13 protein-coding genes are annotated in these 16,315 nt (G+C 61.7%); 8 read left to right on the forward strand and 5 right to left on the reverse strand.

All coding sequences use genetic code 11. The annotated features are described in order from the left end of the window. Positions 1-89: 89 nt before the first annotated feature. The 3 genes from FJ417_RS10815 to ppdK form a co-directional block, all read right to left on the reverse strand. The gene (locus FJ417_RS10815; protein ID WP_140783384.1) at positions 90-1,250 is read right to left on the reverse strand and encodes a glycosyltransferase family 9 protein; all 1,161 of its coding nucleotides are present in this window, start codon (positions 1,248-1,250) and stop codon (positions 90-92) included. A gap of 187 nt (positions 1,251-1,437) precedes the next feature. After that, complete coding sequence (locus FJ417_RS10820; RefSeq protein ID WP_140783385.1) at positions 1,438-2,541, reverse strand: glycosyltransferase family 9 protein; 1,104 nt, start codon at positions 2,539-2,541, stop codon at positions 1,438-1,440. Between the two features lie 226 nt (positions 2,542-2,767). Next, positions 2,768-5,455 (reverse strand): pyruvate, phosphate dikinase, encoded by a 2,688-nt coding sequence (gene ppdK, locus FJ417_RS10825; protein WP_140783386.1) that lies wholly within the window; start codon positions 5,453-5,455, stop codon positions 2,768-2,770. Between the two features lie 217 nt (positions 5,456-5,672). Here ppdK and FJ417_RS10830 point away from each other — a divergent pair, with 217 nt between their 5' ends. The 5 genes from FJ417_RS10830 (at position 5,673) to FJ417_RS10850 (ending at position 11,116) form a co-directional block, all read left to right on the forward strand. After that, on the forward strand, positions 5,673-6,017 hold the full coding sequence (locus FJ417_RS10830) for a VOC family protein (RefSeq protein WP_140783387.1): 345 nt from the start codon (positions 5,673-5,675) through the stop codon (positions 6,015-6,017). Between the two features lie 91 nt (positions 6,018-6,108). Further along, positions 6,109-7,536, forward strand: coding sequence for a phosphomannomutase (locus FJ417_RS10835; protein WP_140783388.1), 1,428 nt, complete (start codon positions 6,109-6,111; stop codon positions 7,534-7,536). Continuing rightward, positions 7,533-8,945 (forward strand): mannose-1-phosphate guanylyltransferase/mannose-6-phosphate isomerase, encoded by a 1,413-nt coding sequence (locus tag FJ417_RS10840; protein ID WP_140657112.1) that lies wholly within the window; start codon positions 7,533-7,535, stop codon positions 8,943-8,945. The genes FJ417_RS10835 and FJ417_RS10840 overlap by 4 nt, the downstream gene beginning before the upstream one ends. Positions 8,946-9,030: 85 nt before the next feature. After that, on the forward strand, positions 9,031-10,014 hold the full coding sequence (gmd, locus tag FJ417_RS10845; RefSeq protein WP_140783389.1) for a GDP-mannose 4,6-dehydratase: 984 nt from the start codon (positions 9,031-9,033) through the stop codon (positions 10,012-10,014). A 139-nt stretch (positions 10,015-10,153) separates the two neighbouring features. Further along, complete coding sequence (locus FJ417_RS10850; protein ID WP_246687427.1) at positions 10,154-11,116, forward strand: GDP-mannose 4,6-dehydratase; 963 nt, start codon at positions 10,154-10,156, stop codon at positions 11,114-11,116. Positions 11,117-11,158: 42 nt separating this feature from the next. Here FJ417_RS10850 and FJ417_RS10855 read toward each other — a convergent pair whose 3' ends face one another. After that, the gene (locus FJ417_RS10855; protein ID WP_140783391.1) at positions 11,159-12,121 is read right to left on the reverse strand and encodes an FkbM family methyltransferase; all 963 of its coding nucleotides are present in this window, start codon (positions 12,119-12,121) and stop codon (positions 11,159-11,161) included. Between the two features lie 140 nt (positions 12,122-12,261). Next, positions 12,262-13,050, reverse strand: coding sequence for a sulfotransferase family 2 domain-containing protein (locus FJ417_RS10860; protein WP_140783392.1), 789 nt, complete (start codon positions 13,048-13,050; stop codon positions 12,262-12,264). A 250-nt stretch (positions 13,051-13,300) separates the two neighbouring features. Between FJ417_RS10860 and FJ417_RS10865 the strand changes: the two genes are divergently transcribed. The 3 genes from FJ417_RS10865 to FJ417_RS10875 are packed head-to-tail and all read left to right on the forward strand — an operon-like array spanning position 13,301 to position 16,307. Next, the gene (locus tag FJ417_RS10865) at positions 13,301-14,110 is read left to right on the forward strand and encodes an ABC transporter permease (protein ID WP_140783393.1); all 810 of its coding nucleotides are present in this window, start codon (positions 13,301-13,303) and stop codon (positions 14,108-14,110) included. Between the two features lie 2 nt (positions 14,111-14,112). After that, a complete protein-coding gene (locus tag FJ417_RS10870; protein WP_140783394.1) occupies positions 14,113-14,898 on the forward strand; it encodes an ABC transporter ATP-binding protein in 786 nt (261 codons plus the stop codon). Beyond that, positions 14,784-16,307, forward strand: coding sequence for an FkbM family methyltransferase (locus tag FJ417_RS10875; RefSeq protein ID WP_140783395.1), 1,524 nt, complete (start codon positions 14,784-14,786; stop codon positions 16,305-16,307). Before FJ417_RS10870 ends, FJ417_RS10875 begins: the two co-directional genes overlap by 115 nt. Positions 16,308-16,315 lie beyond the last annotated feature (8 nt).

The raw sequence follows: 16,315 nt of genomic DNA on the forward strand, positions 1-16,315 counted from the left end.
CAAAACTTGCCTCTACAAAGCCCGCATCTAGGCGAAAATCGGGACGGCAAACAGCGCAAAAAGCAGCAATCGCGAAAATTTGCTTTCGCTTAGACCGCGGTCTCCAGCGCCAACTCTGTTCGCGCCAGCAGCTGGAGCACGGCATCGACGACCGTGTCGACCTCCAGGCGCCAAGCGCAACACGCCTTGTTGGGGTCAGGCCGTTCGCACAGGTCACCGCCGATGCAATCGCAAGGCATGGCCGGGCGCACCGCGATGCTCGGCACGCCGACGGGCCCCCAGTGGACCGGGCTCTGCAGGCCGAACAGGCCGACGACGGGCGTGCCGACCGCGGCGGCCATGTGCATGGGGCCGCTGTCGTTGCCGAGAAACAGCCGCGCCTGCTTGAACAGCGCCGGCAGCGTGTCGAGCGGGAGCGCTCCGACCAGATTGACGATCGGCGTCTTCGCAGCCGCCAGGATCTTTTCGATCACCTCGTTCTCGTCCGGGCTGCCGACCAGGGCGACGTCCAGACCTGTCTCAGCCGATATCCGGTCGATCGCGGCGGCAAAGCGCTCCGGCTGCCAGCGGCGTCCGGGGAAGCTTGCACCGGCATGCACCGCGACGAAGGCGTTCGGCCGAAGGTAGAACTTGTCCAGCAGGGCCAAGGCTTTCGTCGTCTCGAACGGCAGCGGCCGAATGTCGGGATCCCGCACACGCAACTCTATGCCAAGCGCCTCCAGCGGCGAAAGGTAACGATAGAGAAAATGCTGCTCGCCATAGCCGAACGGCTTTGCCTTGACATTGGCAGGTTGGCGCTCGAGCCAACGCGGCGGCCTTTCTGACGGGTGATATCCGACGCGAACCCGTGCACCAACCAGTCCTGAGATGAATCGCGACGTCTTCGTGTCGGTGATGTCGACGACCATATCGAAATGGCCGCGGCGTAACTTAAGGAGCGTGAGAATGAGCTCCTGCGTGCGCCGCAGCGGCGTGCCGCGCATATGGGAACGGCGGAATGTCACGACCTCCGAGGCGATGTCGTTGGCCGTGAGGAGGCCGGCGAAGCGGCCATCGCAGAGGAAGACGATGCGCACGCCGGGATATTCGAGCTGCAGATTCCTCGCCAACGCGGAGGAAAGAACGAGATCGCCAATGTGCTTCGTTTGCAGGATCAGGATCGACCGGACAGGGCCGGAGAGAAGCTGCGACACCCGTGTCCGGGCGCCGGATGGATCGGAGTCCACGAAGCTGGGCTGAGACGTCGACATGTGGAGCCGTCATGCGCTTGTTTCACGTGGCTCTCATATACAAGATGGCAAGATCGTGGACCAGAGTGACTCGCGCGCCGACAGGCGCCTTTCACGGAAAAGGCGAAGGGGCCGCGCCCAACGTTTCATACCTTCCTGGGATTGGTCCAAAAGGGCGCGCCGCCGACGGGCAACTTTCCGGCGAATGTCAGACCGCGGCCTCCAGGAGCATCTCGGTGCGCGCCAGCAGTTCGAGCGTAGCGTCGACGACCGGATCGACCTCCAGGCGCCAGACGCAGCATGCCTTGCGCGGGTCGGTCCGGCGGCAAAGGTCGCCGCCGACGCAGTCGCAAGGCATGGATGGCCGTAACGAAATGCTGGGCACCCCGATCGGCGCCCAGCGAACCGGGCTGGTCAGGCCGAACAGGCCGACGACCGGCGTGCCGGCCGCGGCCGCCATATGCATCGGCCCGCTTTCGTTGCCGAGAAACAGCCGAGCCTCCCTGAGCAGCGCCAGCAGCGTTTCCAACCGCAGCGTGCCTGCCAGGTTGAGGACTGGCGTCTTGACCGCGGCCATGATCCTGTCGGTTGCCTCGTTCTCGTCCGGGCCGCCGACCAGAACCACGCGCAGGCCGGTTTCGCGGACGATCCTGTCGATTGCCTCGGCAAACCGCTCCGGCTGCCACCGGCGGCCCACGAAGCTTGCTCCGGCATGGACCGCAACAAAAGCGTTTGGCCGGATCTGGTGCCTGGCGAGCAAGGCCAGGGCGCGCGTCGTCTCGAAGGGCAGCGGGCGAATGGCCGGCGCCCTGACGCGCAGATCGACGCCCAGCGCCTCCAACGGAGACAGATAGCGGTAGAGATAATGCGTCTTGCCAAATCCGAAGGGCTTCATCCTGACGTTGGCGGGTTGACGCTCGTGCCAGCGCAAAGGCCGCTCCGTCGGAAAATAGCCGACCCTGACCGGAGCGTTGACCAGTTCGGAAATGATCCGCGAGGTCTTGGAATCGGTGATGTCGATGGTCATGTCGAAACGGTGCTGCCGCAATGTGCGCACCATGCGGAAGAGCTCGCGACCCCGCTCGAGCGGCGAGCCACGCATCTTGGCACGGCTGAAGGGGACGACCTCGGAAGCTATGCCATGGGCAGTCAGGAAGCCGGCGAAATGCGCTTCGCAAAGAAACACGATCCGGACGCCCGGATATTGAAGCCGCAGGTTCTTCGCCAGCGCGGAGGCAAGCACGATGTCGCCGATGAACTTGGTCTGCAGGATCAGGATCGAGCGGTAAGCGGATGGGGAAATCTGCAACATGGATTTTCCGACACCAATAAATTCGGTGTCGGAAGGTCGCTTGAAACGGTGTCGAGATTCAGGGCCGTCACGCGCACGTTCGCGTGACATTGCATACAAAACCGTAAGGTATCCGAATGCCCCTTGAGCGCGCCGCGCTGAAACGAATTCAGGCCGCGCGCTTCAAGTCTTTGTCTTGATGCATGTCGTTGTCCCAGAACCGCTGCGCACTTCTGGGCGACATGCATCAGGAAGCGCGTTTTGCAGCGCCCTTCGCCGCCGCCACGGCCGCCTGCGCGGCCGCCAGCCGGGCGATCGGCACCCGGTAGGGCGAGCACGAGACGTAATCGAGGCCGACCTCCTCGCAGAAACGGATCGAGGCCGGATCGCCGCCATGCTCGCCGCAGATGCCGAGCTTGATGCCGGGCCGCGTCGCCTTGCCTTTTTCGGCCGCGATCCGCACCAGCTCGCCGACGCCGTCGACATCGAGCGACACGAACGGATCCTGCTCGATGATGCCTTTCTGCCGGTATGTTTCGAGGAAGGATGCCGCATCGTCGCGCGAGATGCCGAAGGTGGTCTGCGTCAGATCATTGGTGCCGAAGGAGAAGAATTCGGCCGCCTCGGCGATGACATGGGCGCGGATCGCCGCGCGCGGCAATTCGATCATCGTGCCGGTCAGATAATCGATCTTGGTGCCGCTCTCCTGCATCACGCTCTGCGCGACCGCGTCGATGCGCGCCTTGACATATTCCAGCTCCCTCACGAGGCCGACCAGTGGCACCATGATTTCCGGCACGACAAGCGCGCCGGCCTTGTGGCCGGCCTCGACCGCCGCCTCGAAGATAGCGCGCGCCTGCATCTCGGCGATCTCCGGATAGGAGACCGCGAGCCGGCAGCCGCGATGGCCGAGCATCGGGTTGAATTCGTGCAGCGCCTCCGTGCGCTGCCTGAGCTTGTCCGCCGACACGTTCATGACCGCGGCGACCTCGGCGAGTTCGGCCTCGGTCTTGGGCAGGAATTCGTGCAACGGCGGATCGAGCAGGCGGATCGTCACCGGCAGGCCGGCCATGATCTCGAACAGTTCGAGGAAGTCCGAGCGCTGCATGGGCAGCAGCTTGTCCAGTGCCGCACGCCTGTCCTTCTCGGTATCGGCCAGGATCATCTCGCGCATGGCGACGATGCGGTCGCCATCGAAGAACATGTGCTCGGTGCGGCACAGCCCGATGCCCTCGGCGCCGAAGGAGCGCGCCATGCGCGCGTCGAGCGGCGTTTCGGCATTGGTGCGCACCTTCATGCGGCGCGCCGCGTCGGCCCATTCCATGATGGCGGCGAAATCGCCCGACAGCTCCGGCTGCAGCATGGCGACCGCCCCTTTCAGCACCTGGCCGTTGGCGCCATCGATGGTGATGATGTCGCCTTTGCGGAAGGTCTGGCCCATCGAGAGCAGCGTGCCTGCCTTGTAGTCGACACGCAGCGAGCCTGCGCCCGACACGCAGGGCTTGCCCATGCCGCGCGCCACCACGGCGGCGTGGCTGGTCATGCCGCCGCGCGTGGTGAGGATGCCTTCGGCGGCATGCATGCCGTGGATGTCCTCGGGGCTGGTCTCGATGCGCACCAGGATTACCTTGCGGCCTTGCGCCTTGGCATCCTCGGCATCGCTGGAGGAAAAAACGATCTCACCGGTGGCCGCACCCGGCGAGGCCGGCAGGCCCATGCCGATGACGTCACGCGCGGCCTTCGGGTCGATGGTCGGATGCAGCAGCTGGTCGAGCGAAGCCGGATCGATGCGGGCGACCGCCTCCTCCTTGGTGATCAGCCCGTCCCTGGCCATCTCGACGGCGATCTTCAGCGCCGCCTTGGCGGTGCGCTTGCCGGAGCGGGTCTGCAACATCCACAATTTGCCGCGCTCGATGGTGAATTCGAGGTCCTGCATGTCGCGGTAATGCTTTTCCAGCCGGTCGGAGATGTCGACGAAAGCCTGGAAGGCGTCGGGCATCAGCTTCTGCAGCGACGGCTTGTCGGAGCCGGCGGCGATGCGCGCCGCTTCGGTGATGTTCTGCGGCGTGCGGATGCCGGCCACCACGTCCTCGCCCTGGGCGTTGACCAGGAACTCGCCGTAGAGCTGCCGATCGCCGGTCGAGGGATTGCGGGTGAAAGCGACACCGGTCGCGGATGTGTCGCCCATATTGCCGAACACCATGGCCTGGACGTTGACGGCCGTGCCCCAGCTTTCCGGGATGTCGTGCAGGCGCCGGTAAGTGATGGCGCGGTTGTTCATCCAGCTCGAGAACACGGCGCCGATCGCGCCCCAGAGCTGCTCCCGCGGATCCTGCGGGAACGGCTTGCCGAGCTCTTCCTCTACCTTGGCCTTGTAGAGGCCGATCACGCCTTGCCACTCCTGGGCCGAGAGCCCGGTGTCGAGCTCGTGACCGAGGCTCGCCTTCTCGTCCTCGAGGATTTCCTCGAACACTTCGTGGTCCAGGCCCATCACGACGTCGGAATACATCTGGATGAAGCGGCGGTAGCTGTCATAGGCAAAACGCGCATCGCCGGAATCGGCGGCCAGGGCCTCGACCGTCTCGTCGTTGAGGCCGAGATTGAGCACCGTATCCATCATGCCGGGCATGGAGGCCCGGGCGCCGGAGCGCACGGAAACCAGGAGCAGCTTCGACGGGTCGCCGAAGCGGCGGCCAGTGATGCGGCCGAGATGATCGAGAGCGGAGACGACATCCGCCTCGAGTGCGTCGGGATAGGTGCGGCCGTTGGCGTAATAGGCGTTGCAGACTTCGGTGGTGATGGTGAAACCGGGCGGCACCGGCAGCCCGAGGCTGCACATCTCGGCCAGATTGGCACCCTTGCCGCCGAGAAGGTTGCGGTCGCCGGCACGGCCTTCGGCAGCGCCGTCGCCGAAGGTGTAAACCCACTTGGTCATGCTTGCCCTCCAGTTCGTGGAAGATAGAACATCCGGATGATTGCCCGGTTCCCCGCCTTCCCCGACCCGAGCGATAGGATGCTGCAGTGCGAAAGGCAAGGCACCGGCCCAGCGGGCATCGCAACTACAATCGATTAAGCAAAAGCTGCGTCAAAAAGACTTGCGGGAGGGGGGCGGTGCGATATAGAACATAAAGGGAACATAGTGGAGTAGCGTGATGAAACTCAACGGAAAACTCGACTATCTCGAACTGCCGGCGACAGGCGGCAGGCTGGACAGCGTCAAGTCCTTCTACAGCGCCGCCTTTTCGTGGTCGTTCACCGACTACGGTCCGACCTATGCCGCCTTTGCCGAAGGGCTCGACGGCGGCTTCCAGGCGGATGCCGGAGAAGCGCCGGCCAAGCCGCTTCCGGTCATCTACTGCGAAAACCTCGAGGAAACGCTGGACGCTGTCGAGAGTGCCGGCGGCACCATCATCAAGCCAATTTTCGCCTTTCCCGGTGGTAGACGGTTTCATTTCACAGATCCGGCCGGCAACGAACTGGGTGTATGGGGATATTAGGAAAGACGCGGATTTCAAGGTATCTTTTGCTGTTGACAGTCTTGCTCACTCCAATAAGTAGCGGCGATCTTCCAACGGCAAAAGCAGACTGATGAAATTCGGCTCAAGCGGCGTTCGGGGTTTGGCTTCCGAATTGGTTGGGAGGCCAAGCGGGCTTTATACCGAGGGTTTCGCCCGGCGCTTGCGGTCGACCGGGTTTCAGCAAGGCAAGGTCTTCGTCGGACGCGATCTGCGCGACAGCAGTCCGGCAATTGCAGAGGACTGCATGGCGGCCCTGGCCGCAGCCGGCTTCCAGCCGGTCGATTGCGGCCCCATCCCTACACCCGCGCTCGCCTTTTATGCCCGCCTGCACGGCGCCGCGGCGCTGATGGTGACCGGATCGCATATCCCCGCCGACCGCAACGGCATCAAGTTCTACGGGCCGAAGGGCGAGATCGACAAGGCGGACGAGGCAGCGATCACCCATTATGTCGCTGAACTGTCGGACCAGTATCCGTGGCCGCCGGCTCCCGCCGAGTGGCAGACCGCCCACGAACAGGCGCGCGTGGCCTTCCGAGACCGGGTCGGCGGCATTCTCCCCCCTGGCGCCCTGTCCGGAATGAGGCTCGGCGTCTACCAGCACAGCACCGTTGCGGCGGCGCTGCTGGTCGAGGTTCTGCGATCCTACGGCGCCGATGTGATCCCCGTAGGCAAAACGGAAACGTTCGTGCCGGTCGATACCGAGGCCGTCGGCCCGGAAATGATGGCGAAGATGAAAGCCTGGGTGCGCGAATTCAAATTCAACGCCGTGCTCTCGGCCGATGCCGATGCCGATCGCCCTCTCGTCATCGACGACAAGGGCGAGTTGTTCCGCGGCGACCTGATCGGGCTGGCGACGGCGCTGTTCCTCAAGGCCGACATCGTGGTGACGCCGGTCACCTCCAATTCAGGCATTTCCGAGGCCTTCGGGTTCAACGTCAGGAGAACCAAGGTCGGGTCCCCCTTCGTCATAGCGGGCATGGAGGGCGCGCAATCGACCCGCGGCATCGTCGTCGGCTTCGAAGCCAATGGCGGGGTTCTTCTGGGGTCGGACTGCCAGGTGAACGGCAGGGTCTTGTCCGCGCTGCCGACGCGGGATTCGTTCTTGCCCATCCTGGCGGTGCTGGGCACGGCGGCATCGACCGGAAAAACGCTGTCGGGCCTGCGCGAAAGTTGGAACCTTCCGGTCTGCGCCAGCGAGCGGCTCGAGAACTTCCCTGTCGAGGCATCGCGCGGCTTGATGCGCAAGCTCGCCGACCGCGATGCGTTGCGGCAATTCCTTGCCCCCTTCGGCACCGTCACGGACGTCGATGAGACCGACGGCCTCAGGGCACGGATGAGCAGCGGCGAGATCATCCATCTGCGGCCTTCCGGCAACGCCCCCGAATTTCGTTGCTATGCCGAGGCCGCCAGCCATGACAGGGCGACCAAAATTGTGGCAATGGCGCTGGAACGGGCGCGGGACAGCACAGTATCAGACGAGCGAGAGGCTATCGAATGAAAGTGGTCCCCGTCATCATCAGCGGCGGCGCCGGATCGCGGCTCTGGCCGGCGTCGCGGCAGTCGCATCCAAAGCCTTTTCTCAAGGTTGCGGATGGGCACTCGCTGATTCAGCACACCGTGCTGCGTGCCGCTTCGCTGAAGGATGTCGCGGAGCTTGTCGCGGTAACGTCAAGGGATCATCTTTTCTTGACAAAAGACGATTTCGACGAACTTTCTCCGGCAATACCGCCGCATACTTTCCTTCTTGAGCCGGAAGCGCGTGACACGGCCGCCGCGGTTGCTGCGGCTGTTGTTCACGCCAATACAACGCAGGGTCCGGACGCAATTTTGTGCGTCTTCCCGGCGGACCACATGATCGGCGACCTGCCCGCATTTACAAATGTCATGGGCCGGGCCATCGAGCATGCGCGGCAAGGGCTGATCGCCACGCTTGGCATATGGCCAAGCCGTCCAGACACCGCCTTCGGCTATATCGAGGCCGACGGCGAGAAGGTCATCCGTTTCGTAGAGAAACCGGACCTCGACACGGCTAAGACCTACCTAGCGTCAGGGAGTTTTTTCTGGAACGCCGGCATCTTCTGCTTCAAGGCGCAAACCATGCTCGATGCTATGGCCGCACACTGCCCTGCCGTCCTCAAGGCGGTTGCCGCGAGCTATGAGCAGGGACAATTCAACAACGGGCAGTCCGACAAGATCGAACTTTCGTCCGAGCATTTCGCGCTTGCGCCCCGCATCTCTCTCGATCACGCGGTAATGGAGAAGACGCGCAATCTTGCGGTGGTTCCCTGCGAGATGGAGTGGAACGACATCGGATCGTGGAACGCCATGGCGGAACTGACCCCGGCGGACGATCGCGGGAACAGGATACGGGGGGATGTCCACACGGTGGACACGGCCGGCAGCTACATCAGCTCGGACAAGCGCGTCATCGGCACTGTCGGCGTGAACGATCTGGTCATCGTGGATTCCCCGGACGCATTGCTGGTGGCATCCCGCGACCGCGTCCAGGATGTCAAGAAACTGTTCGAAGGACTCAAGGCTTCAGGACATGAGGCGCACCTGCTGCACTCGACGGTGCACCGGCCATGGGGTACCTACACGGTTCTGGAGGAAGGCGACCGGTTCAAGATCAAGCGCATCGAAGTGAAGCCCGGACGGCGCCTAAGCCTGCAGATGCACAACCATCGTTCGGAGCATTGGGTCGTGGTCAGCGGCTCGGCGAAAGTGGTCAACGGCGATCAGGAACTGTTCCTGGCGACGAACCAGTCGACCTACATCCCTTGCGGCCACAAGCACCGGCTGGAAAATCCGGGCAAGATCGATCTGGTGATCATCGAAGTTCAGAGCGGCGATTATCTTGGCGAGGATGACATAGTGCGCTTCGACGACGTATACGGTCGCGCATAGCGATTCATTGGTGCCCGCAGGGCTGGGGCGGGCCGCGACGCAACAGGGCTTGGGAGAGAATCACCAAAACATACTGAGAGCATTGATGACAAAGACAGCATTGATAACCGGCATTACCGGGCAGGACGGCGCCTATCTGGCTGAGCTCCTGCTCGCGAAGGGCTATGAGGTCCACGGACTTGCGCGGCGTTCGAGCACGGCGGACGTCAACACCACACGCCTGAAATGGCTGGGCATCGAGAAAGACGTGCGGATCGTGGACGGCAACCTGACGGACCTGTCGGGCCTTGCCCGAACCATGCGCGACATAAGGCCGGACGAGGTCTACAACCTTGCCGCACAATCCTTCGTCAAATCCTCGTGGCAGCAGCCGATACTGACGGGCAACGTCACCGGCATCGGCGTCACCAATGTGCTCGAGGCGCTGCGCCTCGAAATCCCCGAAGCGCGCTTCTATCAGGCTTCGTCGTCAGAGATGTACGGCCTTATCCAGGAGCCGATGCAGTCGGAGACGACGCCTTTCCATCCCCGCTCCCCCTATGCGGTGGCGAAGCTCTACGGTCACTGGATCACGATCAATTATCGCGAGAGCTTCGGCCTGCACGCTTCGAGCGGCATCCTGTTCAACCACGAATCGCCGCTTCGGGGCATCGAATTCGTGACCCGCAAGGTCACGGACGCCGTCGCGCGCATCAAGAAGGGCCTGGCAAAGGAACTGCGCCTGGGCAACATCGACGCCAAGCGCGACTGGGGCCATTCGAAAGACTATGTCCGCGCCATGTGGCTGATGCTGCAGCAGGACCAGCCCGACGACTATGTGGTAGCCACGGGCAGGACGACGACGGTTCGCGACATGTGCCGTATCGCCTTCGAGCATGTGGGGCTGAAGATGGATGACCATCTTGTGATCGATTCCGACTTGTTCAGGCCGGCGGAAGTCGAAATCCTGCTCGGCAATCCTGGCAAGGCCAAGGCGAAGCTCGGATGGGAAGCGACGATCTCCCTGGAAGAGATGATCAAGGAGATGATGGACGCCGATCTCGTGCGTCATTCCGCCCGTCGCACCTAGAGCAGGTTCAAGGAAAAGTCTGAAACGGTTTTCCGTCCGGAATTGCGTCAAAACAAAGAGATAGAGCGGTCACCGGTTCCGTGAAACGATGGAAACGCTCCAGGCAGAGGAAGGCCCCGCATTTATGGTCGGCAGCAACTTGACGTATCGTGTTCTGATCACCGGCGCGAGCGGGTTCGTCGGCCCCTATGTTTGCGACGCGCTGCGCAGAATTTGCGGTCCCGATGTCGTTGTTGTCGCCACGTCCAAGGATGGCGGTCCGCACCCTGCCTTCGGCGAGGTCGAGCCGTTGGACGTCACCGACGCGACCGCCGTCCATGACGCCATTGTCCGTCATCGGCCGACGCATGTCATTCACCTGGCGGCCCTCGCGGCGCTCGGCGCCGCCCAGGCCAACCCGCAGAACACATGGCGCATTCATGTCGAGGGCGCGCTCAATGTCGCCCATGCCATCCTCGACAAGGTTCCGGATTGCTGGCTGATCCATGTCGGGTCAGGCCTGGTCTATGGCGAAAGCGCCAATACCGGACGGCCGCTCGATGAAAACACGTTACTTGCCCCGATCGACGACTATGCTGTGACCAAGGCTGCGGCCGATCTTGCCGTGGGCGCGCTGGCGTGCCGCGGCCTGAAATGTGTTCGCATGCGGCCCTTCAACCATACCGGGCCGGGCCAGACAGAGGCGTTCGCCGTGCCGGCCTTCGCCATGCAAATCGCTCGGATCGAGGCAGGCCTGGCCGCTCCAGTCATCCGCGTCGGCAACCTTGACGCGCGGCGCGACTTCCTAGACGCGCGTGACATCGCCGATGCCTATGCCCGGGCGGTCTCAAATAGCAAAGATATGGCGCCCAACACCATTTTCAATGTCGCATCCGGCCTTTCCTGGCGGATAGGAGACATTCTCGATCGACTGCTGGCGCAAAGCAGCGTCAGGATCGTCACCGAGCGGGATCCGTCACGGATGCGGCCGAGCGACCTGCCATCGATCGTGGGTGATGCGAGCCGCGCCCGGGCCCTGCTTGGCTGGGCACCCGAACATCGCTTCGAAGATACGCTTGCAGCGATTCTGACGGATTGCCGTGCACAGGTGGCCAAGGCGTGAACAGGCCTGCATCCCCAGATGCCTGACCTGGACTATCGCGTGTCAGCCGGAGGCGCTAAGCAGCCGTGCGGCGAGTGTGGGCTTGCGATACACCGCTGCGGCGATCAATGACTGGGCGCGCAGTGTGTCGGGGTCATCGGTCACGCGAAAAAACACGGCATCGGCCCAAAGCAACCGATCCTGGGCCGTTCCACTGTCATGCGCAACGTAGTGGTAGCGGCCGGGAATGAGCAGGTCTATCAGCTCGAATCCGTATTCGTTGAGGAATTGTTGGATCTCCGGGTAGAGCGGTTGGCCAGCGTAAATCGGCGCGAACTCGACCTCGCAATGCACGACGGCCGTGCCACCCAGGGTCCGCCGGGCGGATTTCAAGACCATCAGTTCTCCGCCCTGCACATCGAGCTTAAGGAAATCCACAGCGCCCGGCGGAAGGACGTCGTCAAGGCGTCTTGTGTCGACAGCCTGCGTATCGACGGTGTGCAGTTCGCGCAGGTGGTTGAAGGAGGCGTTGAATGTCGTGTTTAGCGGATATAGCGACGAGGTTGCATCGTCATTGTTGATGTAAAGCGTATGCCTGTCGCCATCGCCAATGGCGTAGGGAAGCAGCTTGATCCCTTGCTGTCCCTCGACCTCAGCCCGCTCAACAAGGCGTTCCTCGAGCGGGTCGAAGCCGATGATCTCCACGGGTGGATGAAATACCAAAGGGTCGTATGGATTGGATCCGGCGCCAAGCAGTTGGGCACCGACGTCGACAATGCGCAGCGGCCTGCGCAGAGCGCGATGCGCACCGTCGGCGATTGCAGCGCACCGCGTCTCGATTCCGCGATCCCCTGCAGATTTGAGGCGGAACTCCTCGCTGGCCATGATACCTGCGAGCACCGCAGTTGGATCGCCGTGCAAGCGCATCTGGCCGGACCAGCTTGCAAGTCCATCCGGATCCGGCTCTCTGCCCAAACAGCAACGATATAGCACTGTGACGAACTCCTCAGGCGTAAGAGCACTCATGTTTTCTTTCCTCAACGAAAAACGAAGAAGTCATTTGATCCGTCCCTCAATAGGCGCAGCCTGAGGCCAATGGGCGGAACAGAAAATCGAGCCGGCAATGCCCGTGTCGCGACTAAACGACGAAGCCTGGTATCGGAAGATCAAATGGCTGCATCGTATAGCTCCTGATCAATTCGCGTTAGGTCTCGTAGCCTCCGGAGTGCTTCTCCCGGCAATTCCTCGGCGCCGTCTCGTTCGGTGACGTTCGCCCGAGGCACTTCCTCGGCCGTGGGCGGCGGGATATCTGCCAAATTGGCGACTTCGACGAGGAAATCATGAAGGCGCTCAGTCGTTCCGATTACCGCCATACCCTTGAGCGTCGTTCTGGCGCCCTCCAGCAATTCCGGCTTGAGCACAGACAGCGACGTTTGTTCCAACAACACGGCGAGGGCGAACCGCGCGTATTCGGCTTCGGAAAAGCGAGTGGCCATCGTCGCCATGCTCAGCGGCAGTTTTATCAGGTACCGAGCCTGGTAGTCCTCGATCATCTCCCGATTGAGGTCATCCATCACAAACTCAGCGAAGGTCTGGCCTTTCACCCTGGGATGATGGGGATGCACAAGCACACGGCGGACGTGATGCCAGTGGGACCGTGTCCTGGCCATGGGCTCGCGCAACACGGTGACCGTCATCAAGTCGCGACCAAGATAGGGTTGGAGATAGCCATGAAAATGACCCCCAAATGCCTGATAGCTGCGCAATTTTTCCGGTGGAAGCGCCACCAACTCGTCCGCAAGGCCTGCTGGGCAGAACCGGTCGCCGTAGTGGGAATGTAGCCAAGTCCTTATGGAAGTGCCGGCTGTTTTAGGAATATGCTGGAAGTAAATTGGACGGTCCTGCGCCTGCGTTCGTCTGCCGAACCAGCCGGGCCGCATGAGGCGGAATATCATCGTATTCTCCTTCCGCGCTCATGCCGATATTGGGCGCCAGGCCCGTACTTGTGGGACATGAAGAAATCTCTTTAGCTGTTCGAGGCGGATGCCGTAAGAAGACCATCGTCGGATAAGCCATGCGATTTTGTCTGCGACGCGCCTCGCAAAATCCGGTCGCAGAAATGGCTCACCAAACTTGATGTCTCCCGGCCAATAATGTATCGCACCTCTCGCACAGTCGGGCCTGGGCAGAAAACGAACGGGATATATGCTGCCAACCAGAACAGGCTTCCTTGCAGAGGCATTCGCCGATATCGGCACCGCGCTCGAGAAACATTATCTGGCGACAACTTTCAGTTGGCAGGACGTAGCCCAGCGCTATCGCCGCTCGCGCGTGGGCGCGTTTTGGCTGACGATCAACATGGGCGTCCTGATCGGCGCGCTCGGGTTTGTCTTTGGCAGCCTTTTCCGCTCGCCAATGGACGAGTTCCTTCCTTACATCTGCGTCAGCCTGATTATCTGGAGTTTCATTTCGACCGCGATCAACGAGGGGTGCACCGCCTTCATAGGGGCCGAGGGCATCATCCTTCAGGTGCGCATGCCGCTGTTCACCCATGTGCTGCGGACGCAGTATCGCAACGCCATCATTCTTGGCCATAATATTCTCATCTATCCCATCGTCCTCCTAGTGGTCGGACGCGCTCCGACATGGAACGTTTTCCTGGCTGTGCCCGGCTTTGTCATTTTGTCGCTCAACTTGCTGTGGATCATGCTCATTCTCGGCGTTTTGTGCGCGCGTTATCGCGACATGACGCAAGTGATGCAGAACCTGCTGCAGGTGATGATGTACCTGACGCCAGTAATGTGGATGGCACGGACACTGCCAGAGGGCATTTCGCACCTGTTTCTGGACCTCAACCCTTTCTACCATTTGATCAGTGTCGTGCGGGATCCGCTACTGGGCGGGGTGCCATTTGCGACCAGTTGGGTAGTATGCATCGCGCTCGCAGTCGTAGGCTGGATCGTGGCGTTGCTGCTGTTCGGCCGCTACCGTCATCGTATTCCTTATTGGCTCTGAGCATGGCTTCCATCAAACTGACCGGCGTCTCGGTGGAATTCCCGGTATTCAACGCGGCCAGCCGTTCTCTCAAGAACAGGGTACTCAGCGTCGCGACCGGAGGTGCAATCGACCGCCGGGGTGACGGCCATGTCATCGTGCGCGGTCTCGAGGATGTGAGCTTTTCGGTGAAAGAGGGAGACCGAATCGGCCTCGTCGGCCACAACGGCTCCGGCAAGACGACACTGCTTCGCGTGTTATCCGGCATCTACAGGCCGACCAGCGGATCTGCCGTGATACACGGCGAGTGCGTGTCGCTCATTAACATCTCGCTTGGCATCGATCCGGAAGCGACGGGCCGCGAAAACATCAAGCTGCGCGCAGCGATGATGGGCATGCGGCGGGAACAATTGCGCGAGCAGTTCGACCATATCGCCGAATTCACCGGCCTGGGTGACTTTCTCGACATGCCGTTCCGGACCTACTCGTCCGGCATGCAGCTTCGCCTGGCGTTCTCGACATCCACGGCTATCCGACCGGAAATACTGGTCATGGACGAATGGCTTTCGACCGGTGACGAGGATTTCAAGCAGAAAGCCGACAAGCGGCTGCGCGAGATCGTCAACACGACCAAGATCTTGATCCTTGCCAGCCACTCTAGCGAGTTACTGCAGAAGAATTGCAACCGCATTCTGTGGATGGAGCATGGCCGCGTGCGCATGGACGGGCCTGCCAGCGAGGTCTTATCGGCGTATTTTGGCGTGGGGCACGGCTTGAAACAGGAACAGATGTTTCGCGAGCTCCGATGATCACCTCATACGCACAGAACTTCGAAGACGTCATATTGTGGCGTGCCCTCAAGTCTGTCGAGCACGGCTTCTACATCGACATCGGCGCCCAGGACCCGATCGTGGATTCAGTCAGCCTGGCGTTTTATGAACATGGCTGGCGGGGCGTCCATGTCGAGCCGATATCGTCAAATGCGGCAAAGCTCCGCGTCGCGCGATCTGACGAGGAGGTGCTCGAAGTCGCGATCGCGCGGCATGAGGGAACCGCGACGTTCCACGAAATTCCCGAAACCGGTCTCAGCACTGGCAATGACGAGATCGCGGCAATGCACGCCAATATGGGTTTCGTATCTAAATCCATCGAAGTCACCACCTTGCCTCTGTCGATACTGCTCGATCGTTATTCCGACCGGGAAATCCACTGGCTGAAGATCGACGTCGAGGGCATGGAAGCCGAAACCATCGCAAGTTGGCAGCCATCTCCAGTCAGGCCATGGGTTCTCGTCATCGAAAGCACCATTCCACTTTCGAGGGACGAGAGTTATTTCGATTGGGAACCCGCCGTGCTCGCGATGGGTTATACGTTTGTCTATTTCGACGGTCTCAATCGCTTCTATCTTCATGAAGCGCATTCCGATCTGAGACCAGTCTTCGGCGCACCTCCCAACATTTTCGACGATTTCACACTGAGTGGACTGTCGAACTCACCTTTCGCACATAGATTGAACGGCGAGATCACCAATCTGAAAACGGCGCTTGACGAGCGGAACCAAGGTGCCGCTCACGCCTCTAAGGAGATCGCCCGTCTTCACCGTTATATCGCCGAGAGCGAGAACGGCCACTCCGTCGAGCGAGCCGCTTATGCCGAGCTCGCTGGCGCGATCGAGAAGCTCGGCCAGGAAAAGGACGCCGAAATCGACCGGCTCCATCACCATATCGCCGAGACCGAGAAAAGCCACGCCGCCGAACGGACCACCTTCGCCAAGCAGGTCGCCGCGATCGAGGAAAAGGACACCGAGATCGGCCGGCTCCATCACTATATCGCAGAGACCGGCAAGGGCCATGCCGCGACGCTCGCAATGCTCGGCCAGCGGACCGCCGAACTGGAGGCCATTGCCCGCACAAGCTCATGGAGGATGACGGCGCCGCTGCGTTCAGTGAAGGCCCGCGCCATGCGGATGAGCCGCGCGCCCAAACAAGGGGTGACGCTCTTCATGGATCATGGCTTGCTGTGGGTGAGGCGCAGACCGAGGATCCTCAGTCTCTTGCGAGGTGTTGTGCGGCTGGCGCCGCCGCTCGAACGGCAGCTTATTCTCTACTCGCACGCGCGCTTGCACCCTGTGGATCCAGCACGGCCTTTCTGGTCGCTCGAGCCGGACCCGACCACGTTGCATGAGTGGCGCCGTTTGCTCGGCCTGCCGCGTCAATAGGAGCCACC

Source organism: Mesorhizobium sp. B3-1-7, assembly GCF_006439385.1.
Classification (GTDB): domain Bacteria; phylum Pseudomonadota; class Alphaproteobacteria; order Rhizobiales; family Rhizobiaceae; genus Mesorhizobium.

Excerpts from the sequence above, each read along its gene's own strand:
- FJ417_RS10815 (WP_140783384.1), bottom strand. The coding sequence starts at position 1,250 with ATGTCGACGTCTCAGCCCAGCTTCGTGGACTCCGATCCATCCGGCGCC.
- FJ417_RS10820 (WP_140783385.1), bottom strand. The coding sequence starts at position 2,541 with ATGTTGCAGATTTCCCCATCCGCTTACCGCTCGATCCTGATCCTGCAG.
- ppdK (WP_140783386.1), bottom strand. The coding sequence starts at position 5,455 with ATGACCAAGTGGGTTTACACCTTCGGCGACGGCGCTGCCGAAGGCCGT.
- FJ417_RS10830 (WP_140783387.1), top strand. The coding sequence starts at position 5,673 with ATGAAACTCAACGGAAAACTCGACTATCTCGAACTGCCGGCGACAGGC.
- FJ417_RS10835 (WP_140783388.1), top strand. The coding sequence starts at position 6,109 with ATGAAATTCGGCTCAAGCGGCGTTCGGGGTTTGGCTTCCGAATTGGTT.
- FJ417_RS10840 (WP_140657112.1), top strand. The coding sequence starts at position 7,533 with ATGAAAGTGGTCCCCGTCATCATCAGCGGCGGCGCCGGATCGCGGCTC.
- gmd (WP_140783389.1), top strand. The coding sequence starts at position 9,031 with ATGACAAAGACAGCATTGATAACCGGCATTACCGGGCAGGACGGCGCC.
- FJ417_RS10855 (WP_140783391.1), bottom strand. The coding sequence starts at position 12,121 with ATGAGTGCTCTTACGCCTGAGGAGTTCGTCACAGTGCTATATCGTTGC.
- FJ417_RS10860 (WP_140783392.1), bottom strand. The coding sequence starts at position 13,050 with ATGATATTCCGCCTCATGCGGCCCGGCTGGTTCGGCAGACGAACGCAG.
- FJ417_RS10865 (WP_140783393.1), top strand. The coding sequence starts at position 13,301 with ATGCTGCCAACCAGAACAGGCTTCCTTGCAGAGGCATTCGCCGATATC.
- FJ417_RS10870 (WP_140783394.1), top strand. The coding sequence starts at position 14,113 with ATGGCTTCCATCAAACTGACCGGCGTCTCGGTGGAATTCCCGGTATTC.